This window comes from Actinomycetes bacterium, from assembly GCA_036510875.1.
Lineage (GTDB): Bacteria > Actinomycetota > Actinomycetes > Prado026 > Prado026 > DATCDE01.
Genome location: DATCDE010000066.1, coordinates 1 through 3151, shown reverse-complemented (window position 1 = coordinate 3151; position 3151 = coordinate 1). Strand labels below are relative to the sequence as shown.

1 protein-coding gene and 1 pseudogene are annotated in these 3151 nt (G+C 66.6%); one reads left to right on the top strand and one right to left on the bottom strand.

Annotated features, from left to right (window positions below):
- Positions 1–979 precede the first annotated feature (979 nt).
- Positions 980–1924, top strand: coding sequence for a CPBP family intramembrane glutamic endopeptidase (locus VIM19_03560; protein HEY5183984.1), 945 nt, complete (start codon positions 980–982; stop codon positions 1922–1924).
- 539 nt (positions 1925–2463) lie between these two features.
- Here VIM19_03560 and VIM19_03555 read toward each other — a convergent pair.
- Positions 2464–2872, bottom strand: a pseudogene (locus tag VIM19_03555) (recombinase family protein).
- Between the last annotated feature and the right edge of the window lie 279 nt (positions 2873–3151).

Below are 3151 nucleotides of genomic sequence, written 5' to 3'. Positions count from 1 at the left end.
GGGTCCTGTATGGAACCCGCAGAATACGGTAGGCGGATGTTCGTCGAAGCCGACCCCTGAGTGGAAAACTCACGTCACACGCGGCGGTGTGACGCATGTCGTCCACGCTCGCGGATCGCGGCTCGTTCGGCAGTTTGGCCGGGCTGTGTCTATGCATCGTTATGCACGTCGGCAATCGGTGGAGGGTCTCGCGCGTGACACGGCCTGCCGGGCCTCGGGCCCACCCCGGTCCACGGATATCCGCAAAGGATCGAGCAGCGCCGCTGGTGGCACAAGATGGGCAACGTCCTGAGCTGCCTGCCGAAGTCGGCGCAGCTCGGCGCCAGGGCCGCACTCGCGGAGATCTACAACGCCGAGGACAAGGTGCAACAACCGGCCCCCGGCGTCAGGGGCAGCAGGGCAACGAGTCCTGGCACCAACGAGCCAAGGAAGACCAGTCCGGCCAGCCATGAGCTTGGCAGGCGCGAAGCTTGGGTCGGGTGGGCGCTCACGCCACGAAGTATGCCTGCTGGCACCTCTCCTTGCTCAGGCAAAGGGTACGGACAGTGGCCATGGGCGCGCAGGTCGACACTTCCCCTCATCGGCGCGATCGAGCGCACCACCAGCGGCCATGAGGATGCATCGTCGGTCGGGCGTCTCGGCCCTCGGAGTGGGACTTTGTACCCTGGGGGCCGGCTCAGGCCACGGCCAGACTCAAGGCATGAGCACGCATTCGCGGACTCACGTCGACATGCGGGGTTGGCGCAAGACCCGCATCGGTCGGCGGGCGGTCACCGCGAGCACGCTCGGCCGAAACCTGACAGCGCCCGAGCTGCGGCTTAGGACTTCAGTGGCCGGGTCAGCAGAACGCCCTAGGCATGTTGGCAAGAAGCCGAAGGCAAGAGATGCGTCGATTAGCAAACCGTTGTCGCGGCGATTCAGGCAGGCAGTCTGATGGTCACAGGATCTCCGTGGCTGAGTCGTCGGTTGGAGGTTGAACATGTCCCAGGTTGAAGGCGAGACCAGCCTGAACAACATGGTCGGTGACGGGGTAGGGGTCCCTGCTTCGCGAGTGCCGATGTGGGCCAGACCCCATGTCGTGTTCCTCCTCATCGCGTACGTGTTCTCCTGGGCGTTGTGGATCGCCGGCTGGATCGTCGCGGACGTGACCGATGCCGGTGACCTGCTGTTCAACCAGGACTTCGTGTGGCGGGTCGGCTTCGTCCACGATGTTCCGACCGCTCTCCTGATCGCCACCGCGATCGCGTTCCCTGCCGTCTACGGGCCGATGATCGGCGGCGTCGTCGCCTCGCGCATGGACCCGGCCATCCCGAGGGGCAGCCTGCGGCGGCGGGTGACCGACGTCCGTGTCGGTGGCCGTGAGTACGCCCTCGTCCTAGCGGTCCTGCTCGGCGTGACACTGCCCTCCATGGTCATCACGGTTGCCACCGGGACCCGGTCGGCTGACGCCCCCTCCTGGGGGCAGTTGGTCGGCTTCCTGATCGCCTTCTTCACGCTGCAGCTCGTGACGTCCGGGACAGAAGAGATTGGCTGGCGCGGGTACCTGACCGAGAAGCTGCTCCCTGGACGGGGGTTCTGGGACGCCGGGTGGCTGGTCGGGGTCGTTTGGGCGGTCTGGCACCTGCCCGTCGCCACGATGATCTTCCTGCAGCAGGGCATGGTGCACCTGCAGATCGCGGGCTCGCTCGTGGGCTTCGCCATGGGAATCGTCGCGATGGCGATCCTGCAGGCGTGGTTCTACGAGAGAACCCGCAGCGTCTTCCTGAACATGGTCATCCATGCCGCGTTCAACACCCTGCCCCTGACCCTGGTGCTGCTGTGGGAGGGGTCGCCCGCGGCCGTGCTCACGAACCTGCTGCTATGGGCCGTCGTGATCTACATCCAGGCCCGAAGTCAGCGCACAGCCAGGGCCACGGCAGCCTGACTCGACGGGGGCGACCGTTGACCGGGGGTGCTTGAGGGCAGTCCAGATGGCGCGTTCCTGGCGTCGGCCGATGAGTCCCATCATGGGGCCGGGCGAGCGCTGGCTGTGCCGGTGTCGGTTCTCCAGGGTCCTGCTCGGTTGGTTGAGATGGTGGGGTCAGCCGGGTGGGGATCGCGGCGATGCTCGCGAACACCGCCACGATCGCGGTTGCCCAGGGCCACGTCGCGGCAGTCGCAGTCGACGCCGAGGCCGCCGTGGGTGAGCCGGGCGGGGACGTGGAGCAGTCGGTAGCGGCCGCAGGTCATGGCCGTAGGCGCACACCGTGTTCGGGCTGTACCCCGAATCGACCAGATGGGACAGGAACCGATTGACCGGCAACACCTCGTCACCGGACTCATCGACCAGCACGACGCGACGGACGATGCCGCCCTCTCGCTCCTTGACCACCCGCACACCGGCCTCCCTCGCCGGTACTCAGCCCATCAGGCCGCAGTCCACAACCTGGGAACGTCGCCACTCCGGCGTGTCGAGATAACAGAGAATTCAGCGACCATCGCCAGCACGTTGAACAACAACCTGCCGACCGGGTCGGTCGGGTCGTAGACGGCGCCGCCGAGGCTAAGCCGGACTCGCCGGGTCGGTCAGTTCGTCGGCGATTGCCCGGGCGTGGGGCAGTGAGCGGGCGAGTCGGTCAAGTTTGGTCACGACCAGGGTGTCGCCGTCCCGGCAGGCGGCTAGCGCTTCGCGCAGGCGCGGTCGTTCGCGGTTGCACCCGGTCAGCCCGTGGTCGACGTAGATCCGGTCCGGAGTGACACCCAAGGCGGCGAGTCCTTCGCGTTGGACGGTGAGGTCTTGTTCGTCGGTGGAGCATCTGGCGTTAACCCGGCTTGGTCGTCGTGTCTCAGGGATGCGGATCCTGAGACCGGTTGGGGTGGATAACTTCTGCATCGTCGGGTGTCTCAATCGGGACTGTCGGTGGCCCCTGCTTTGCTGCCGCTGTGCTTGTTCACTGCTTCAGCCCAGACGGCTGGGAGGGCTGGTCCCTGCGCGGCCGTCCGGCGATCCGGGACCAGATGCCGGTCCTGATCGATGATGATTTGCGGTTCGAGGACGGGTCTGGGCCGAGGCCTGCGACGGTGATGAACGAGTGGCTGCGGGAGCTTCCGATCAGCGGGGCGCCGAGTCCCCTGACGTGGCGGGCCTACGCGTTGGTGCTGAAGAGTTGGG